The organism is Spirillospora sp. NPDC048823, from assembly GCF_043198445.1.
Lineage (GTDB): Bacteria > Actinomycetota > Actinomycetes > Streptosporangiales > Streptosporangiaceae > Spirillospora.
This window is the reverse complement of the sequence record NZ_JBICUT010000003.1, coordinates 242,685-261,186: the sequence shown is the minus strand read 5'-3', so window position 1 is coordinate 261,186 and position 18,502 is coordinate 242,685. Positions and strand designations below refer to the sequence as shown.

Sequence of the window (18,502 nt, the reverse complement as noted above, 5' to 3'; positions counted from 1 at the left end):
AGACCGCGCCCTCAGTCCTCATCATGGAAAAGCCGCTGCCGCGCGGACAGCAGCTCGATCTCCGGGCGCCCGGCAACCAGCCGTTCGCACCGGTCGAGCACCTGGGTGCAGTTGGCCGCGGTGCCCGACACCACCGCCACCCCGATCTCCGCCCTGCGATGCAGGTCGTTGTCGCCGGTCTCGGCGACGGCCACCGCCGGGAAGTGCTTCTGCACCTCGGCGATGATGGGCCGCAGGATCGACCGCTTCTGTTTCAGCGAGCGGACGTCCCCCAGCAGCAGGTCCAGCTTCAGCGCACCCACGTACACCTGGTCGATCACCTCGGGATCCTCAGAAGATGAAACGACGGTGGTCACCCGCCGTGTTCCCGGTCCGCGACCGCCGCGCACGGCCGGACGGACCGGGCGTCGCGGACGGGGCCGGACATGACAGACGCCAGGCTAGAAGATCCGCCTGGCGTCATGTCACCTGATTAAACGATCACATCGCCGGCTCGGCGGCCCGGGCGAGCCCGGACGGCGTCGAGCCGGCCGTCCGCGCGGCCCCGGCGGAACCGGGACCGCGCGGACGTGCACGCCGCTCGAGCACGTGCCTCAGATGCGGGGCTTCTCCCGCATCTCGAAGCACTCGATGACGTCGCCGAGCTTGATGTCGTTGTACCCGACGCCGATACCGCACTCGAAGCCCTCGCGGACCTCGGTCGCGTCGTCCTTGAAGCGGCGCAGCGACGACACCGTGAGGTTGTCGGCGACCACGACGCCGTCGCGGACGATGCGGGCCTTGGCGTTGCGCTGGATGATCCCCGAGGTGACCATCGAGCCGGCGACGCTGCCGATCCGCGGCACCTTGAAGATCTCGCGGATCTCCGCGGTGCCGAGCTGGGCCTCCTCGAACTCCGGCTTGAGCATGCCCTTGAGGGCCGCCTCGATCTCGTCGATCGCCTGGTAGATGACCGAGTAGTACCGGATGTCCACGCCTTCGCGGTCGGCCAGTTCCTGCGCGTTGCGCTCGGGCCGCACGTTGAAGCCGATGATGACCGCACCCTCGGACGCCACCGAGAGGTTGACGTCGTTCTGCGTGATCGCGCCGACGCCGCGGCGGATGATCCGCAGGTTGACCTCGTCGCCCACGTCGATCTTGAGCAGCGAGTCCTCCAGCGCCTCGACCGAACCGGACACGTCACCCTTGAGGATGAGCAGCAGCTCGTCGCGCTCTCCGCGCTCGAGGTCCTTGAACAGCTCTTCGAGGGAGCTGCTCTTGCGGCTCTTGAGCAGTTCGGCGTTGCGCTTGCGCGCCACCCGCTTGTCGGCGATCTGCCGGGCGACCCGGTCGTCGTCGACGACCAGGAAGTTGTCGCCCGCGCCGGGCACGGCCGCGAGGCCGAGCACCATCACCGGACGGGACGGGCCCGCCTCCTCGACGTTGTTCCCGTTCTCGTCGAGCATCGCCCGGACGCGGCCGTTGGCCACACCGCAGACGATCGAGTCGCCGACCCGCAGCGTGCCGCGCTGCACCAGCACGGTCGCCACGGCGCCCCGGCCCTTGTCCAGGTGGGCCTCGATGGCCGAGCCCTGGGCGGGCATCTCGGGGTTGGCCTTCAGGTCGAGCTCGGCGTCGGCGGTCAGGACGATCGCCTCCAGCAGCCCGTCGATGTTGTCGCGCTGCTTGGCCGACACGTCCACGAACTGGGTCGAGCCGCCGAACTCCTCGGCCACGAGGCCGTACTCGGTCAGCTGGGCCCGGACGCGGTTCGGGTCAGCGCCCTCGACGTCGATCTTGTTGACCGCGACGACGATCGGGACCCCGGCCGCGGTGGCGTGGTCGATCGCCTCCGTGGTCTGCGGCTTGACGCCGTCGTCCGCGGCGACCACCAGCACCACCAGGTCGGTGGTGTCGGCACCGCGGGCCCGCATGGCGCTGAACGCCTCGTGACCCGGGGTGTCGATGAAGGTGATCTTGCGGTCCTCGCCGTCGACCACGGTCTCGACCTGGTAGGCGCCGATGTGCTGGGTGATGCCGCCGGCCTCGCCCGCCTGCACGTTGGCGTGCCGGACGGCGTCCAGCAGCTTGGTCTTGCCGTGGTCGACGTGGCCCATGACGGTGACCACCGGCGGACGGGACTGGAGGTACTCCTCGCCGCCCTCGTCCTCGCCGTACTCGATGTCGAACGACTCGAGGAGCTCGCGGTCCTCGTCCTCGGGGCTGACGACCTGGACGTCGAAGTCCAGCTCCAGCCCGAGCGCCTGCAGGTCGTCGGGGTCGACGGACTGGGTCGCGGTGACCATCTTGCCGAGGTGCATCATGATCGCCACGAGCGACGCCGGGTTGGCGCCGATCTTCTCGGCGAAGTCGGTCAGGGACGCGCCCTGCGGCAGCCGGATGGTCTTGCCGTGGCCGCGCGGAGCCGAGACACCGCCGACGGCGGGCGCCTGCATGTTCTCGAACTCTTGACGACGCGCCCGCTTCGACTTGCGGCCGCGCGCGGGACGTCCGCCGGGCCGGCCGAACGCGCCCTGCGTGCCGCCGCGGCCGCGGCCGCCGCCACCGGGACGGGGACCGAAGCCGCCGCCCGGCCGTCCGCCGGCACCCGCGCGGGGGCCGCCGAAGCCGCCGCCGCCACCGGGACGGCCGCCGCCGCCCGGACCGCGGCCGCCGCCACCGGGACCACGCCCGCCGCCGCCGGGACCACGGCCACCGCCGCCGCCACCGGGACCGCCGCGCCCAGGCGCCGCGGGCCGCGAGGACGGCATGTTCATCGGGCTCGGACGCGGACCGCCCGGCCGGGGCGGCATGCTGCCGCCGGGGCTCGGACGGGGGCCGCCGGGACCGGGGCCGGGACCGGGACGGCCGCCGCCGGGACGCGGCCCGCCGGCGCGGTCGCCGCCGGGACGGTCACCGCGGTCGGGACGCTCGGCACCCGGACGCGGGCCGGGACGCGGGCCCGGCTTGGGCGACTGGCCCATGCCGGTGTTGGTCGAGCTGAACGGGTTGTTGCCCGGACGCGGGCCGCCGGGGCCACGGCCGCCGCCTCCGCCGCCCTGGCGGGGGGCGGGACGCGGGCCCGGCTTGGGCGCGCGGGGACCCGGCTTCGGGCCGCCCGGCGCGCGGCTGCCGGTACCTTCGGCGACACCGCCGGGACCGGCGGGACCGGCCGCGGGCGGGGCGCTCGGGCCCTGCGCCGCGGGCGCGTCCACCGGGGTGCCCGGCGCCGGCGGGACCGGCGTGCGCGGGCCCGGCTTCGGGGCGCCGCCCGGCCCGCCCTGGCCGCCCGGCGCGGCCGGGCTGGGCTTGGGCGTGGACGGGCGCGGCGCCGCGGGCCTCGGGGCCTGCGGGCGTCCACCCTGGGAATCGGCTGCGCCGCCGCCGGGCGGACCCGGGCGTGGCGCGGCGGGGCGCGGAGCCGAAGATCGCTTCGGCGCCGCGCGCTTGTCCCCCTGCTTGGGGGAAGAAGAATTGGAGAAGGCTTCTGTCAGCCTACGAACGACCGGCGCCTCAATCGTGGAGGACGCCGACCGTACGAACTCGCCCATTTCCTGGAGCTTGGCCATGACGACCTTGCTCTCTACACCGAACTCCTTGGCGAGTTCATAAACCCGGACCTTGGCCACTGCACTCCCTACTCGGTCCGGGGGTGCGGCCTCCGGACCGTCGCTAACTTGCCGTACTCATCGCGGCGTGCTCATCGAGCGCTCATAGCAATCTCGACCTGCTTCCGACTAGACGTCGCTTACCAGTTGGCCATCCTGCTGCCGCGCGGCGCGGGCCGCAAGCCTCGCTCGCAGCGCACCGGCGTCGAGCGGCCCCGGGACGCGGAACGCCCTCGGGAACGCCCGACGCCGTTCTGCGAGCTCGAGGCACGCCGGATCGGGGTGCAGATGCGCACCCCGTCCCGGCAGCCGCCCACGGGGGTCGGGGACGATGACGCCCTCGACCACCACCAGGCGCAGCAAGTCGGACTTGGCCGTGCGAACCCGGCAGCCCACACACATGCGCATAGGAGCCGCCCGGCCACGTTTCATGAGTCTACCGCGCCGACGCGTCGGCGGGGCCGGTCGCATGCGCCTCCGGGGAAGAAGATCCCGTTTCGCCCGTCTCGGCGGCCTTCGCGGCCGTCTGCTCCGGCTCGGTGTCGGACCGGATGTCGATCCGCCAGCCGGTCAGCCGCGCGGCGAGCCGGGCGTTCTGGCCTTCCTTGCCGATCGCGAGCGACAGCTGGTAGTCGGGCACGATCACCCGGGCGACCCGGGCGTCCGCGTCGACCACCTCGACAGAGGAAACCCGCGCGGGCGACAGGGCATTCCCGACGAACTCCGCGGGATCCTCGGACCAGTCCACGATATCGATCTTCTCGCCGTGCAGCTCGGCCATCACGTTGCGGACCCGGCTGCCGAGCGGGCCGATGCACGCGCCCTTGGCGTTCACCCCGGCCTTGCGCGAGCGCACCGCGATCTTGGTGCGGTGGCCGGCCTCGCGGGCGATCGCCGCGATCTCCACCGTCCCGTCGGCGATCTCCGGGACCTCCAGCGCGAACAGCTTGCGGACGAGGTTCGGATGCGTCCGCGACAGCTGGATCGACGGCCCGCGGTGGCCCTTGCGGACCTGCACCACGTAGGCGCGCAGCCGCTCACCGTGGTCGTAGTGCTCACCGGGCACCTGCTCCTGCGGCGGCAGGACGGCCTCGATCTTGCCGAGGTCGACCAGCACGTTCCGCGGGTCCTTGCCCTGCTGGATGATGCCGCTGACGATGTCGCCCTCACGTCCGGCGTACTCGCCGAAGGTGAGCTCGTCCTCGGCGTCCCGCAGGCGCTGCAGGATGACCTGCTTGGCGGTGGTCGCCGCGATGCGCCCGAAACCGGTCGGGGTGTCGTCATACTCCCTGAGTGCGTTGCCCTCCTCGTCGGTCTCGGCGGCCCAGACCGTGACGTGCCCGCTCTGCCGGTCCAGCTCGACGCGCGCCTTGGGGGCCGCGCCCTCCGTCCGGTGGTAGGCGATCAGCAAGGCGTCCTCGATGGCCTTGACGGCCACCTCCAGCGAGATGTCCTTCTCGCTCTCCAGGCCCCGAAGGGCGGTCATGTCGATGTCCACGAGGTTCCCCCCTCTAGTCCGGCTCAGCCGGAGAACGCGTTCCCTCGGCCGGCGCGGCGGGTTTGAACTCCACCTGCACACGGCCGCGCCCCAGCTCGCCGAGGCCGAACCGGCGCCGCACCGTCTCCGGCCCGGCGGCCTTCGACCCGGCGCCCTTCGACCCGGCGGTTTTCGGCCCAGCGGACTTGCCGCCGCCCTTGGGCCCGGCTCCCTTGCTCCGGCGCTTCTGGACGACGTCGATCTCGACGGCCTCGTCATCGGCCGCCACCACGCGGCCCTCGATCTGGCCTCCCTCCGTCAACGGGGCGACGACCAGCCGGCCGACGGCACGGCGCCAGTGCCGCGGCTCGGTGAGGGGACGGTCGACGCCGGGTGAGGTCACCTCCAGCACGTATGGCGAGGCCCCCATGACGTCGGACCCGTCGAGCAGCCCGGAGGCCGTCTCGCTCAGCCGGGTGATGTCGTCGAGGCCGACCCCGCCGTCACCGTCCACCACGATCCTGACGAGGCGGCGGCGGCCCGCGGGCCGCACGTCGACCTCCTCCAGGTCGAAGCCCGCCTCGTTCACCGCCGGCGTGAGCAGCCGGCTCAGCTCGGCCATGGCGGCGTCACGCCCCGGGCGCGCCGAGGCGTGATCGCGCCCGCCCTGGTCGCTCCGGCCCTGGGGGCGCCTGTTCTGATCGCGCCTCCCTTGAGCGCGGCCGCCGTGGGACTCGACGCTCATGGGCCCCTCCCTCTGTTGTTCCGCCTGCGGTCGCGGCGTCGCCGCTCGTCCGTTGACACCTCAAGACTATCGACAGCCGGGGACCGCAACGGTCTTTCGGACGGCTCACCGGCGCGGCGGATATGGAATGCTTGAGCTGGCCTGATGGACATGTCCGGGGACCGGGACCACAGCGGGCCACCGCCACCACACCATCGGGTGAGGAGACTCCCTTGCCAGAGGCCGTCCCGCGCCTGCCGGACGCCGTGTCGCGCCGCGCGCTGCTGGGCCGGGGCGCCGTGCTGGCCGGCTCCGCGCTCGTCCTGCCGTGGGCGGCGGGCTGTGCCGCCGAGACCGTCCCGCACAAGGACGTGCCGACGCTGGTCGGCGCGATCGCGTCCGAGCAGAACCTGATCGCCTCCTACGAGGCGGCGCGGGCCGCGAACGCCTCACTGGCCGGGCGCCTCGACCCCGTCCTCGCCCATCATCGCGAGCATCTCGCCGTCCTGAAGCGCCACTACGTGCCCGGCTCGGGCGACCGGGCCGGCGAGGGCGGCGCCATCCCTCCCCCGAGCGCCACCCCGGTCCCGGCCGGGAGCGAGGCTCTCGCGGCCCTGCGCGCGGCGGAGGACCGGGCGGCGAAGGCGCGCAGGGACGACGCGGCCAAGGCGGATCCGGGGCTGGCCCAGCTGCTGGCCAGCATCGGCGCCTGCGAGGCCGGCCACTCCATGAGCGTCTCGGGCAAGGCTCCGGCCGTCCGGTCGAAGTCCGGCGCCGAGGCGGTCCGGACGGCGCTGGCGGCCGAGCACGCGGCCGTGTACGGGTACGGGGTCCTCGGCGCCCAGCTGCGCGGGTCGCTCCGGCAGACCGCGAAGTCCGTGTGGGATGCCCATCGTGCCCAGCGCGCCGAGCTGATCTCGATCCTGACCGGCGAGCCGGTCGCCGCCGCCGCCGTCTACGAGCTGCCCGTCAAGGTCACCTCGGCGCGCGGCGCCGCCCGGCTCGCGGCCGCCCTGGAGGACGATCTGGTCCCGGCGTACGTCGGCCTGGCCGGCGTCTCCTCCCCCGACCTGCGCGCCTTCGCCGCCGACAGCGCGCAGCGGGCCGCGGCGCGGTCGGCCGCCTGGCGCTCCAAGGCCGGCGCCGGGCCGCCGTCGGACGCGTTCCCCGGGCTGCCTCCTTCGGCGCTGTCGCCCCGTCCCGAACCGGGTGAGTGATCTTCCGCACGCGGGGAACGAAGCGCCCGATTGATCGTGTTAGTCGTTATTAGACGGGATTACTCGGGGGAGGAGTCCATGACCACCACTCCGCAGGGAGGCGCTCTCGACGAGCTCCGGGCCGCCTACCACGAACAGCTGACCCGGCTCGCCGCGGAGCGCGACGCGGCGCGCAGGCAGGCGCGCAGGGCGCAGGCCCAGGCCGATGTGGCGCGGGCCGACCTCGCCAGCCTCAGAAGCAGCGTCCAGGACCTGCTGACCGCCGCCGCCCGGCACCTTCCCGACCTGCCGGCGCCGGAGGCCCCGGCCGCTCCGGAGCTCCCCGCCGCCCAGCGGGCCCTGCCCGCCGCCTCGGACAACCCCGGCGGCGGAACACGGTCCGCCCGGGCGGCCTGACCGGGAACGTACGGCCTGGAGCCCGCCGGGACGGCCGATCCCGGCGGGCTCCGCTGTTCGGGCCGCGTTTGCCAGGGCCGCGGCTGTTAGGGTCGCGCAAATGACCGCGTACGGCCTTCTCGTCTCCCCCTCGCACAACCGGGTCTATGCACAGGCCGCCGCCGAGCTGGTGAAGGCGGAACTGGCGGTGTTCAGCGAACGGGCCCTCGACGGGCGCGTCCGCGACATCCGGGAGACGGCGATCGGCGGCGTCCCCTACGTCACGTTCTCCGCCGACGACCTGACGGAACAGGACATCCGGCTTCTGTCGAACCTGTCGTCGCTCTACGCGCTGTTCCAGATCGAGGGCGAACTCCTCCGGCCGGTCGTGCTCCAGCCCCTCGACCTGTTCGGCAGTGACCTGCTCACCATCCAGAAGTACTCCGGCAAGACCAACGAGTACTTCACCAAGCTCCTGCTGAACGTCACCGCGATGGCGACCGACTCCCCCATGGACCTGGTCACCGGCCGCCCCCGCGTCCTCGACCCCATGTGCGGCCGCGGCACCACCCTCAACCAGGCCATGATGTACGGGCTGGACGCGGCCGGAATCGACATCGACGGCAAGGACTTCGACGCCTACGCCGCCTTCATCAAGACCTGGCTGAAGAACAACCGCGTCAAGCACCGGGCCGAGATCACCACCGTCCGCCGCGAGAAGGCCGTGCTCGGACGCCGCCTCCACGTGACGCTGGGCGCCTCCAAGGAGCTCTACAAGGGCGGCGAGACGATGGAGATCACTGTCGTCAACGCCGATTCCCTGGAAGCGGGCCGGTTCTTCCGCCCCGCCTCCTTCGACCTGATCGTGACCGACGCCCCGTACGGCGTCCAGCACGGCAGCCGCCCCCAGGGCGGGCAGCCGGGCCGCAAGGGCAAGCCGCAACTGTCCCGCAGCCCGGTCGAACTGCTGGCGGGGGCCGTCCCCGAATGGGCCCGCCTCCTCCGCCCCGGCGGCGCCATCGGCATCTCCTGGAACACCTTCGTGGGACGCCGCGAGGATTTGGCGGACATCCTCGCGTCCAACGGCCTCCAGGTCCACGACTCCGGCGCCCACCAGGGGTTCCGCCACCGTGTGGACCAGGCCATCTCAAGAGACCTGATCACGGCGCAGAGGCCCCCCGGTTAGATCCAGCCGGTTAGATCCAGCGTTCCACGTGCGGGAGCAGTTCTCCGAGGTCGTGGATCAGGGCGTCGGGCGGGGTGAGGCCGGGGCGGTCGAAGGCGTGGGTGGTCTGGTGCCAGATCTGGACGGCGCGGAGCCCTGCGGATTTGGCGCCGTGGATGTCGTCGTAGGGGCGGTCGCCGACGAAGACGCAGGAGGCGGGGTCGGTGGCGCCGACGGCGTCCATGGCGGCGCGGAACGCGTTGGCGTGCGGCTTGGTCCAGGGGATCTCGCTGGAGTAGACGGCGCCGTCGAGCAGGCCGAGGACGTCGTCGCGGGCGAAGACGCGTTCGTGCCACTCGCGCGTCCAGATGGTGTTGGACAGGACGCCGACCTTGATGCCGTGGCCGCGGAGGGCGTGGAACAGGCCGGGAACGGCGGGATCGGTGTGGGTGTGCGGCGTCCACGTCTCGAAGTGGGTGTCGAGGAGCGCCTCGGTGGGCTCGACGCCGGCCAGCTCGAACGCCTCGGCAAGCGTGGCACTGCGGTGCTCGTCGGTGCCGCGGCGCCAGAGTTCCAGTTCCGCGTCGGCGAGCGCGGCGGCGGCCTTCTCGACGTCGTCCGGGGGAAGGTGGGCGGAGCAGATCGCGCGCCACATGTCGGCCAGTTCGAGGTCGTGCCACGGGGTCAGCGTGCCGCCCCAGTCGAAGATCACAGCTTGTACGCCCATGCCCGGATCGTAACCATACGGACGCCGGGAACGATCACCTCTTTACGCGGTGGATCGTCCCGGAGGGCGCGACCGGGGCCACCTACGCCCGTCTAGGAGCCCTCATGCGCAGACCCCTGCTCGCCGCCCTCTTCTCCGTCGCCCTGTCCGCGGGCATGGCGGGCGCCGCCGTCCCGGCGGCGGCGGACACGATTCCGGACGGTCCCGGCCGGGGCCTCGTCCCGGCCTACATCGGCGGGCCCGCCACACCGGAACCGCTGGAAGGACGGCCCGTTCCGGCCAATCCGCACCAGGGGCCGGTGGGGCTCTCGTCCATGCACGCCGACAGTTACGCGTCCGACACGTACCCGTTCACGGGGCCGCTGGGGCGCGACCCCGAGGTGCTCAACGAGGCGAAGGGCGGCGGCCTGCCCGGGTTGTGCTCGACGGTGACGTTCGCCCGCAGCACGGGCCTGATCGTGGCCCAGTGCACGCGGGGGCAGAACTTCGTGCTGCGGCTCATCGATCCGGAGACGCTGAAGGACCTCGCCACGTACGACCTGCCGCCGCGGCCGTCCACGGTGGAGGCGGTGTTCTCGCTGAGCCTGGACAAGGTGTTCACCGACACCTCCGGCGGCGCGTACTACTACCTGGACCCGCAGGACCGCGCCGTCCTCGCGGACTCGGCGTTCCACCTGCGGCGGTTCGCGCACGAGAAGGGCCCGGACGGCAGGTGGCGCTTCAAGGTGACCGACGACTGGGATTTGAGCGGGTACCTCCCGCACGACTGCGCCACGTGGACGAATCCGTGGCCGAAGGGCGAATGCGACCCCATCACCGCTGTCGGGCCCGACTGGGACGGTCTCATCTGGTGGATCACGCGGAACGGGCGGATCGGCACCGTCGAACCCGATTCCGGCGCCGTCCGGACGACGCGGCTCCCGGGCGAGGGCATCCAGAACTCGTTCGCGACGGCGGAAGACGGTGTTTCGATCGTGTCCGACCACGCGCTCTACCAGATGCGGGCGGACGAGAACGGCACGCCCGAGGTCATCTGGCGTCAGCCGTACGACCGGGGCAGCGGACGCAAGCCCGGCCAGATCGACCAGGGTTCGGGGACGACTCCCACGTTCTTCGGTGACGGTCACGTGGCCATCACCGACAACGCCGACGACCGCATGCACATCGTCGTCCGCCGCCGGGACGACGGGCGGCTGGTATGCCGGATCCCGGTGTTCGGCAGCGGCGCGAGCGCGACGGACAACACGCTCGTCGGGTACGGCGACAGCCTGTTCGTCGAGAACAACTACGGCTACCGCAACTTCTTCGCACTGCCGCCCGGAGGGTCGACGGTGGGCGGGGTGAGCCGCGTGGACGTGAAGCCGGGCGGGAACGGCTGCGAGACCGTCTGGACGAACAGGGAGCGGTCGCCGTCCACCGTCCCCAAGGTCTCCGTCCCCGCCGGGCTGCTCTACCTCTACACGAAGGAACCGCGTGACGACTTCGTCGACGCCTGGTACCTGACGGCGGTGGACGTCCACACGGGACGCACCGTCTACAAGGTGCTGACGGGCACCGGCAAGTGGTTCGACAACAACTGGGCTCCCATCACCATCGGCCCGGACGGGACCGCGTACGTGGGCGTGATCGGCGGGCTCGTCGCGGTCCGCGACCGGGAGTAGCCGCGGTCCGCGACCGGGAGTAGGCCGCCGTCCGCGACCGGGAGTAGGCCGCCGGTCAGCGGGGATACCGGTCCGATCAGCGAAACCGAGCCGGACCGTGGAGGAGGCATGAGGGCACGCAAGCCCGGTGAGGCCCGCGACTTCCGCGAGGACATCGACGACATGGGAGACAACGATCAGGACGAGGAGATCGCCCTGACCGAGGAGTACGTGAACGACCCGCCCGAGGACCTGACGATCGAGGAGCCGGCCCAGAGCCGGGACGGGCTGGGCATCACCGAGCACGAGCGGCAGACCGCCGGGGAGGACGACGAGGAGCGGCCCCGCCCGGACACGCCCGCCGAGTCCGATGCGGTGAATCCCACCCGCAGGCCCTGAAGTCACAGCGGCGCCCGCACCGGACCCGGGAGCGGGTGCCGCGCGGGGCCTTGTGACGGGTGGGGCGCGGGTCGCTTGGCGGTTCGTTCTCATGCCGCGGGGAATGTCATAGCCGGGCCATAGGTTTGCGCAAAGCGGGCGAGCTTGCGAGGTGACCGGGACATGGACGAGCCAGTCACGGCACCGCGGCGCTCCCTCGCCGCCGCCCCGTCCCTGCCGTTCGAGCCGGGCGGCGACGATTCGACCGGCCATGCGAGCCCGGCCGCGGCGCCGCGTCCATGGTGGCGGCGCCGGGCGGGTCCGCTCGCCCAGGTGGCCCTGGTCCTGGCGGCCCTCGCGGCGTTTCCGCTCTACCGTGACGCGCTTCCCGACCTCGGGGCCGTCTGGTCGTCGGCCAAGCACGCCGACCCCGGCTGGCTGACCGCCGTCGTCCTCGCCGTGGCAGGTTCGATGGGCGCGTTCGCCCGGCTGCAGCGCCGGCTGCTGCGCGTCGGCGGCCTGCGGATGTCGCAGCGCCGCGCGTTCGCGATCACCTACGCGGGCAACGCGCTGTCCACGACGCTGCCGGCCGGGCCCGCGGTGAGCGTCGTCTACACGTTCCGGCAGTTCCGCCGCGGCGGCGCGTCGCCGCGCCTGGCCACGGCGGTGATCCTGGCGGGCGGCGTGATCACGACGACGGCCTACTCCCTGGTGGGCCTTCTGGCGCTGCTGGCCGATCCGCGCGCCCGGGGGCCGGTGCTGATCGCGCTGGCCGTGCCGCTGGTCCTGGCGGCCCTGCTCGTCCCCGCCCTGCGCCGGCCGCGGATGCGCGCCCTGGCCACGGCACCGCTGCGCCGCGCCCACCGCGCCGCCCTGGCCCACCCCAAGGTCGCCCCGCACGCCCGGCGGCTGGCCGAGATCCCGGAGATCCTCCGCCCGACCCGCCGCGACTGGGCCGCCCTCGCCACGCTCGCCCTGATGAACTGGGTGTTCGACATCCTGGCGCTGCTGTCGGCGGCGCACGCGGTCGGCATCGGTGTCAGCCCGAACAGCGCCGCCATCGCCTACTTCGCCGCGCAGGCGGCGGGCAGCCTCCTGCCGCTGCTGCCCGGCGGTCTCGGCGCGATCGAGAGCAGCATGGCCGCCTCGCTGGTCGCCTTCGGTGCGACGCTGTCGCCCGCCGCCGCGGCCGTGGGCCTCTACAGGCTCGTGTCCTACTGGGCCGTGGTCACCGCCGGCTGGGTCGCGTGGGCCTCCCTGCACGAAGGCCCCCGTGTCCCCGCCCACGTCAGGGCACGCCTCACCGGGGCCGGACGCCTGGTCCTGGACGGCATGACGGCGCTCGCCCTCGCCACGCCGTACACCGCCGTCCCGCTGCCCGGACCGGCCGCCGAGGCGCGCCGCCCGTAGCCGTGGGCGCCCGCGGCGGCTAGACGGGGGTGTCCTCGGGGGCTCGCAGGCGGGTCAGGACCTGCACCGGGTCGGCGAGGACCTCGGCGAACGCGAACTCGGCGGCGCCGACGAGGGTCGCGTCGTCGCCGAGGGCGGCGGTGCGGAGCTTGACCTTCTCGCGGGGGGCGGCGAGGGCGCCGGTCGCGAGGACGCTGCGGATCTGCGCCGCGGCGCCGAGGTAGATGTCGCGGAGGGTTCCGCCGAAGATGACCAGGCCGGGGTTGAAGACGTTGACGAGGTTGGCGACGCCGAGGCCGAGCCAGGTGCCGACCCGGTGCAGCGCCTCCCGCGCGGCGATGTCGCCGGCGTCGGCGGCGGCGACGACGTCGCGGACCGCGTCGCGGCCCGCCTGGCCGGGGACCTCCTCGCGGCCGGCGTGGGCGAGCAGCGTCCGCTCCCCGACCTCGGCCTCCAGGCAGCCCTTCGACCCGCAGGCGCAGCGCCGCCCGCCCGGGTTGACGATCATGTGGCCGATCTCGCCGCCGAAGCCCTCGTCGCCGCCGAGCAGCCGGCCGTGCGCGATGATGCCGCCGCCGACGCCGACATCGCCGTGCAGGTAGATGAGGTTGTCGCGGCCGACCCCGGCGCCCCGTTCGTGCTCGGCGAGGGCGCCGAGGTTGGCGTCGTTGCAGACCGAGACGGGGATGCCGAGGCCGAGGCGGCGTGACAGGGCGTCGCCGAGCCGCAGTTCGCCGACGTCGAGGTTGGGGCCGAACATGATGGTGTCGTCGGCGCGGCGGACGGTGCCGGGGAAGCCGAGTGCGGCGCCGACGCACACGGCGTCGCGTTCGGCCTTGCGGACGAGGGAGCGCGCCCCCGCGGCCAGCACGCTGAGCAGCTCGGCGGAGTCGGAGTCGCGGTTCCGCACGCCTTCGCGGCGGTCCAGGATGACGCCGCCGAGCCCGACGCGCGCGACGACGAGCCGGTCGACGCCGACGTCGAACGCCAGCACGTACACCCGGGTGGACTCGGGCCGGACGACGAGGGACGGGCGTCCGGCGCGGCGCCCGGGGCCGCGCGGCAGTTCCTCGCGGACCAGGCCGGCGCCGGTGAGGTCGGCGGTCAGCGCCATGATCGTGCTGCGGTTGAGGCCGAGGGACTCGGCGAGCGTGGCGCGGGACGCCGGGCCGCGCAGGTGCACGAAGCGCAGGAGTGTCCCGAGGTTGTGGCGCCGGATGTCCTCTTGTGACGGGCCGCCCTTCATCATCGGCGCAGCCCCAGGTCTCCGCTGACGCCCGAGGTGATCAGCTCGACGACCTGCCGGTGGGTGATGTCGGCGGTCCTGACCTGCGCGACCGTCCGGCCGAGGTACAGGGCGGCGATCCGGTCGGAGACGGCGAAGACGTCGTTCATGTTGTGCGAGATCAGCACGACGGCCAGGCCCTTGTCGGCGAGCCGGCGGACGACCTCCAGCACCTGCTGGGTCTGCGCGATGCCGAGCGCGGCGGCGGGCTCGTCCAGGATCACGACCTTGCTGTCCCAAAGGACGGCGCGGGCGATCGCGACGGTCTGCCGCTGCCCGCCCGACAGCGTCGCGACCCGCCGCCGGACCGAGCCCATCGTGCGGACGGCGAGCCCGGACAGCGTCGTGCGCGCCATCTCCTCCATCGCGGTCTCGTCGAGGGTGAGGCCGCGGCGCCGTTCCCGGCCGAGGAAGAGGTTCTGGACGATGTCGAGGTTCTCGCAGAGCGCGAGGTCCTGGTGGACGATCTCGATCCCGAGGCGGGTGGCCTCGCGGGGGTTGCCGATCCGCACCGGCCGGCCCTCGAAGCGGTACTCCCCCGCGTCGAACGGGTGGATGCCGCCGATGCACTTGACCAGGGTCGTCTTGCCGGCGCCGTTGTCGCCGACGAGCGCGGTGACCTCGCCGGGGTAGGCGGAGAACGCTACGTCGTGGAGGACCTTCACGGAACCGAAGCTCTTTTCGATACCGCGCAGATCCAGCGCTGGCGTCACTGACATGCCGAGGGGCTCCCACCGTGCCGCACCGCCGCGCGGCAGGCGGTCGTGGTCAGCGAGAGTATCAGCAGCGTTCTTCGCCCCGAAACCGCCGGACGGCCCGCGCGGACCGTCGGGCAGGGCCGGGGAGCCGATGGCGCGGGCCACCGGCTCCCAGGCGTCCCCGGCCGTGTTCACGGGATCACCGCTCCCACGGGGTCACCGCCCGGCGTTGGATCGCCGGCGTCTGGCCAGCGCGTCCATGCTGGCGGCGAGCAGCAGCACCACCCCGGTGATGAGGAACTGGAGGTACGCCTTGGTGCCGAGCAGGCCGAGCCCGTTCTCGATGGTGGCGATCACGAGCCCGCCGAACACCGCGTCGCGGGCCTTGCCGCGTCCGCCGAACAGGCTCGTCCCGCCGATGACGGCGGCGCCGACCGCGTACAGCAGCGTGTTCCCGGCGCCCGCGTCGGTGGCGACCGAGTTGAGCCGGGACGCGGCCACGATGCCGCTGATCGCGGCCAGCCCGGAGCCGATCATGAAGACGGAGATCCGGATGCGGACGACGTTGATACCGGCCCGGCGGGCGGCCTCGGCGTTGCCGCCGACCGCGTAGATGTGCCGGCCGAAGGAGGTGCGGCCGAGGATGAACGTGCATGCGATCAGCAGGGTGCCGACCAGCGGCACGCCCCACGGGATGCCGGCCAGCTTGATCAGCGGGCTGGCCGCGCGGTCCAGGCTGAGCACATAGGTGGCGCCCAGCAGCACCGCCGCGACGATGGCGGACTGCGCGATCACGAACTCGATCGGCTTGGAGTGCAGGTTGCGGGCGTGCTGGCGGCGCCAGCGCAGCAGCTGCGTGGCGGCGTAGCCGGCCGAGCAGGCGGCGGCGAGCGCCCAGCCGAGCCAGATCGGCATGTTCCGGGTGGCCAGCGCCACGATGACGTCGTCGCGGACGGGCACGGTGCCGCCCTCGCCGATCAGCCACAGCGTGATGCCCTGCAGCCCGAGGAAGAACGCCAGCGAGACGACGAACGAGGGGATCCGCAGTATCGCGACCAGCCAGCCGATCGCGGCGCCGATGATGATGCCGGCCGCCACGGCGCTGATCACCGCGACGTACCAGGGCTGCCCTGCCTCGACGAGGAGCTTGGCCATCACGGCCGCGCTGAGGCCGCTCGCCACACCCGCGGACAGGTCGATCTCGCCCACCAGCAGCACGAACACCAGGCCCATCGCGAGGATGGTGATGGGCAGCGCCTGCGTGGACAGGTTCGCGATGTTGCCCGTGCTGAGGAACGTGTCGGGCTTCAGGATGGTGAACAGCGCGAACAGCGAGGCCAGGCCCAGGATGGCGGGAAGCGCCCCGAGTTCACCGGCCTTGAGCTTGTTCCAGTAGTCCAGCATCGCGGACTTCATGTCGTGCTCACGACGGTCGGTCGCGAAATCCGAGTCCGCCAGCTTCACGGCGGCCTCCTTGCCTTCGGGGATGTCGGTGGACACCTGGTCCCCCTTCAGATGCTCTCGGCGGCGGTCTGCGGCGCGAGGCCGAGATCACCGGAACGGCCGGCGGTGATGAGCTCCACGACCTGGCCGTGGTTGACCTCGGTGCGGGCGACGTCCGCCGCGACCCGGCCGAGGTAGAGCGCGGTGATGCGGTCGGCCACCTCGAACACGTCGTTCATGTTGTGCGAGATGAGCACGACGGCGTGCCCGGTGTCGGCGAGCCGCCGGACGAGGTCGAGCACCTGGCGGGTCTGCGCGACGCCCAGCGCGGCGGTGGGCTCGTCCAGGATCACGACCTTGGACTCCCACAGCGCGGCCTTGGCGATCGCGACGGTCTGCCGCTGCCCGCCGGACAGGCTCGAGACCTGCTGGCGGACGGACTTGACGGTGCGGACCGACAGCCGGGCGAGCGTCTCCCGCGCGGCCTCCTCCATCGACGGCTCGTCCAGGACGATGCCCTTGCGCCGCTCGCGGCCGAGGAACATGTTCTGCACGATGTCGAGGTTGTCGGCCAGGGCGAGGTCCTGGTAGACGACCTCGATGCCGAGTTCGGATGCGGCGCGCGGCCCGTCGATGGTCACCGGGCGGCCGTCGAACTCGATCTGCCCCGAGTCGATGGGGTGGATGCCGGCGATGCACTTGATCAGGGTGGACTTCCCGGCGCCGTTGTCGCCGACGAGAGCCATCACTTCGCCCAGCCGCACCGTGAAGTCCACGTTGTGCAGCACATGGACGGCACCGAAGCTCTTGTTGAGCCCGGTCAGGCGGAGGACGGGGTCTCCGTTGTCTGCCACGTGTTTCCTTCCAGGGTTCAGGTCGTGCCCGTGGCGGGCCCCCGGGCGTCCCGGGTTTCCGGGTACCCGGGACGCCTCAGCGGTTCGGGGCCCGCCACGAGGTCAGCGGGGGGCTGCTACTGGATGCCCGCGTCCTTGCACTTGGCGGCGTAGGCCCCCTTGCAGAGGTCCTCGACCTTGACGAACCCGTCGTCCACGACCTGCTTCATGTTCTCTTCGTCGACGCCGATCGGGGTCAGCAGCACCGACGGCACGTCGCGCTTGCCCTCGGGGTCGTTCGTGGTGCCGTTGGTCTCGCCCTTCTCACCCTTGATCAGGGACACGGCGAGCTTGGCGGCGGCCTCGGCCTCCTTCTTGACCGGCTTGTAGACCGTCATGCACTGCGTGCCGTCGAGGATGTTCTGCAGGCCCTGCACGGTCGCGTCCTGACCGGTGACGGGGACCTTGCCGGCCTGCTTGTTCTTCTTGAGGATCGAGACGACCGCGTTGCCGAGGTTGTCGTTGGCGGCGAGCACGCCGTCGATCTTGCCCTGCTGCTCGGTCCACATCTGCTCGAAGATCGTGGCGCCCTTCTCGGCGCTCCACTCCGGCACCGCCTGCTCGGCGACCTTCGTGTAGTTGGCGTTCTTGTCGAGGATGTTGTGCGACCCCTGCGAGAACAGGGTCGCGTTGTTGTCGGTCGGCGCGCCGTTCAGGTAGACGATGTTGGCCTTCTCGTCACCGAGGCACTTCTGCAGCCCCTTGCCCATCTCCTCGCCGACCTTCACGTTGTCGAACGACACGTAGTAGTCGGCGACGCCGCCGAGCGTGAGCCGGTCGTAGTCGATGGTCTTGACGCCCTGCGCCTGCGCCTTGCGCTGCACGGCGGCCGCGGAGCTGGAGTCGAGGCCGGTCACCAGCAGGACCGTGACGCCGCTGGTGAGCATCTGGTCGGCGATCGTCTGGAACCGCTGGGCCGAGCCTTCCGCGTTCTGGATGTCGCTCTCGACGCCGGCGGCCTTGAACGCCTGCTGGAGGTAGGGCCGGTCGAAGCTCTCCCAGCGGTCCGACGAGGCCGTGTCGGGCAGGATCACGCCGACCTTGCCCTTGACGTCGCCGGAACCACCGGACTTCTCGGAGCCGTCGTCCCCGCATGCGGTGAGACTGAGCGCCCCGGCCGTCATGACGGCCATCAGGCTGAGGATCCCCTTGCGCATTGCCCGGGTCCTTTCTGGGGTGGGCCGCCATTGGCGCGGCCGGGGGGTCGCCAAGCCGGTGAGCGAGATCACACGTCCACCGGCGTGAATGTTGTGCCCCGCAACTTATGTCGCTCATCTCCGTCGCGCCAGACCTCTCGCGCGGCAATTTGTTGTGGGGCGTAACAATCACATAACGCGAGATCAACAAGGGGAAGGCGGCGAACGGCATGGCCGTGGGCAGGAGACGCGGCGGGCGGCGCCGTGCCGGTGGGCACGGCGCAGTATGTTCGGCGGCTCAACATTCACCTCGACCCGGCGGTCAGCCGCGCGGGCAAGGTTCTGCG

17 protein-coding genes are annotated in these 18,502 nt (G+C 72.3%); 6 read left to right on the top strand and 11 right to left on the bottom strand.

All coding sequences use genetic code 11. The annotated features are described in order from the left end of the window. Window positions 1-11: 11 nt before the first annotated feature. The 5 genes from ACGFK0_RS08725 to rimP form a co-directional block, all read right to left on the bottom strand. Window positions 12-320 (bottom strand): DUF503 domain-containing protein, encoded by a 309-nt coding sequence (locus tag ACGFK0_RS08725; protein WP_358450811.1) that lies wholly within the window; start codon window positions 318-320, stop codon window positions 12-14. A 273-nt stretch (window positions 321-593) separates the two neighbouring features. Further along, window positions 594-3,608 (bottom strand): translation initiation factor IF-2, encoded by a 3,015-nt coding sequence (gene infB, locus ACGFK0_RS08720; protein WP_392901947.1) that lies wholly within the window; start codon window positions 3,606-3,608, stop codon window positions 594-596. A 108-nt stretch (window positions 3,609-3,716) separates the two neighbouring features. Next, complete coding sequence (locus tag ACGFK0_RS08715) at window positions 3,717-3,989, bottom strand: YlxR family protein (RefSeq protein ID WP_392901945.1); 273 nt, start codon at window positions 3,987-3,989, stop codon at window positions 3,717-3,719. Between the two features lie 34 nt (window positions 3,990-4,023). Beyond that, the gene (nusA, locus tag ACGFK0_RS08710) at window positions 4,024-5,073 is read right to left on the bottom strand and encodes a transcription termination factor NusA (protein WP_392902854.1); all 1,050 of its coding nucleotides are present in this window, start codon (window positions 5,071-5,073) and stop codon (window positions 4,024-4,026) included. Between the two features lie 25 nt (window positions 5,074-5,098). Further along, window positions 5,099-5,686, bottom strand: coding sequence for a ribosome maturation factor RimP (gene rimP, locus ACGFK0_RS08705; RefSeq protein WP_392902853.1), 588 nt, complete (start codon window positions 5,684-5,686; stop codon window positions 5,099-5,101). 335 nt (window positions 5,687-6,021) lie between these two features. On the opposite strand from rimP, the gene ACGFK0_RS08700 reads away from it, so the two are divergent. From ACGFK0_RS08700 to ACGFK0_RS08690, 3 genes are all read left to right on the top strand, one after another. After that, window positions 6,022-7,005 carry a ferritin-like domain-containing protein gene (locus tag ACGFK0_RS08700; RefSeq protein ID WP_392901943.1) on the top strand — a complete coding sequence of 328 codons (984 nt, stop codon included), beginning with the start codon at window positions 6,022-6,024 and terminating at the stop codon, window positions 7,003-7,005. A 78-nt stretch (window positions 7,006-7,083) separates the two neighbouring features. Then, the gene (locus tag ACGFK0_RS08695; protein ID WP_392901941.1) at window positions 7,084-7,401 is read left to right on the top strand and encodes a hypothetical protein; all 318 of its coding nucleotides are present in this window, start codon (window positions 7,084-7,086) and stop codon (window positions 7,399-7,401) included. A gap of 100 nt (window positions 7,402-7,501) precedes the next feature. After that, a complete protein-coding gene (locus ACGFK0_RS08690) occupies window positions 7,502-8,566 on the top strand; it encodes a TRM11 family SAM-dependent methyltransferase (RefSeq protein WP_392901939.1) in 1,065 nt (354 codons plus the stop codon). Between the two features lie 10 nt (window positions 8,567-8,576). On the opposite strand, the gene ACGFK0_RS08685 is transcribed toward ACGFK0_RS08690, so the two are convergent. After that, the gene (locus ACGFK0_RS08685) at window positions 8,577-9,272 is read right to left on the bottom strand and encodes an HAD family hydrolase (RefSeq protein ID WP_392901937.1); all 696 of its coding nucleotides are present in this window, start codon (window positions 9,270-9,272) and stop codon (window positions 8,577-8,579) included. A 104-nt stretch (window positions 9,273-9,376) separates the two neighbouring features. Here ACGFK0_RS08685 and ACGFK0_RS08680 point away from each other — a divergent pair, with 104 nt between their 5' ends. From ACGFK0_RS08680 to ACGFK0_RS08670, 3 genes are all read left to right on the top strand, one after another. After that, a complete protein-coding gene (locus ACGFK0_RS08680) occupies window positions 9,377-10,933 on the top strand; it encodes a hypothetical protein (RefSeq protein WP_392901935.1) in 1,557 nt (518 codons plus the stop codon). A 108-nt stretch (window positions 10,934-11,041) separates the two neighbouring features. Next, window positions 11,042-11,311 carry a hypothetical protein gene (locus tag ACGFK0_RS08675; protein WP_392901933.1) on the top strand — a complete coding sequence of 90 codons (270 nt, stop codon included), beginning with the start codon at window positions 11,042-11,044 and terminating at the stop codon, window positions 11,309-11,311. Window positions 11,312-11,473: 162 nt separating this feature from the next. Beyond that, complete coding sequence (locus ACGFK0_RS08670; RefSeq protein WP_392901931.1) at window positions 11,474-12,700, top strand: YbhN family protein; 1,227 nt, start codon at window positions 11,474-11,476, stop codon at window positions 12,698-12,700. A gap of 19 nt (window positions 12,701-12,719) precedes the next feature. On the opposite strand, the gene ACGFK0_RS08665 is transcribed toward ACGFK0_RS08670, so the two are convergent. The 5 genes from ACGFK0_RS08665 to ACGFK0_RS08645 all read right to left on the bottom strand — a co-directional run bounded on the left by ACGFK0_RS08665 (window position 12,720) and on the right by ACGFK0_RS08645 (window position 18,176). After that, window positions 12,720-13,946, bottom strand: coding sequence for an ROK family protein (locus tag ACGFK0_RS08665; protein WP_392902850.1), 1,227 nt, complete (start codon window positions 13,944-13,946; stop codon window positions 12,720-12,722). Continuing rightward, the gene (locus tag ACGFK0_RS08660; RefSeq protein WP_392901929.1) at window positions 13,946-14,704 is read right to left on the bottom strand and encodes an ATP-binding cassette domain-containing protein; all 759 of its coding nucleotides are present in this window, start codon (window positions 14,702-14,704) and stop codon (window positions 13,946-13,948) included. Before ACGFK0_RS08660 ends, ACGFK0_RS08665 begins: the two co-directional genes overlap by 1 nt. 195 nt (window positions 14,705-14,899) lie before the next feature. After that, window positions 14,900-16,183, bottom strand: a complete 1,284-nt coding sequence (locus tag ACGFK0_RS08655; protein WP_392901927.1) for a sugar ABC transporter permease — start codon at window positions 16,181-16,183, stop codon at window positions 14,900-14,902. Between the two features lie 11 nt (window positions 16,184-16,194). Continuing rightward, window positions 16,195-16,980: an ATP-binding cassette domain-containing protein gene (locus tag ACGFK0_RS08650; protein ID WP_392901925.1), complete on the bottom strand. Its 786-nt coding sequence runs from the start codon at window positions 16,978-16,980 to the stop codon at window positions 16,195-16,197. A 116-nt stretch (window positions 16,981-17,096) separates the two neighbouring features. Continuing rightward, on the bottom strand, window positions 17,097-18,176 hold the full coding sequence (locus ACGFK0_RS08645; protein WP_392901923.1) for a sugar ABC transporter substrate-binding protein: 1,080 nt from the start codon (window positions 18,174-18,176) through the stop codon (window positions 17,097-17,099). Between the last annotated feature and the right edge of the window lie 326 nt (window positions 18,177-18,502).